This is a genomic window from Streptococcus sp. CCH8-C6, from assembly GCF_001557225.1.
In the GTDB taxonomy this organism is placed as follows: Bacteria; Bacillota; Bacilli; order Lactobacillales; family Streptococcaceae; genus Streptococcus; species Streptococcus sanguinis_C.
On sequence record NZ_LSJN01000069.1, the window covers coordinates 1 to 249 of the forward strand.

Here is a 249-nt window from a genome sequence, read left to right on the forward strand (position 1 = left end):
CAGTTGGTGTGTAAGTCGCGGTTACTTCTGTACCATTCTTATCTACACGCTTAACGGTAACTGGATCTGGGGTGCCTACATATTGCTTGTCTGGAGTGAAGGTAATAGAACCATCTGACTCAATGACATAAGTTCCAACATTCGGTACTTTCTTGGTACTTGAGCCATCTTCAAAGGTCATTGGCTTAGTTTCATCGAGTGGCACTAATGGATTACCTTCAGTAAAGGTTGGAGTACCTTTTTGTGGCT

1 protein-coding gene is annotated in these 249 nt (G+C 43.0%); it reads right to left on the reverse strand.

Going from position 1 to position 249, the window contains the following annotated elements; genetic code table 11:
* Window positions 1–249 (reverse strand): hypothetical protein (locus AX677_RS07610; RefSeq protein WP_156445999.1); only part of this gene is annotated, 249 nt, incomplete at both ends.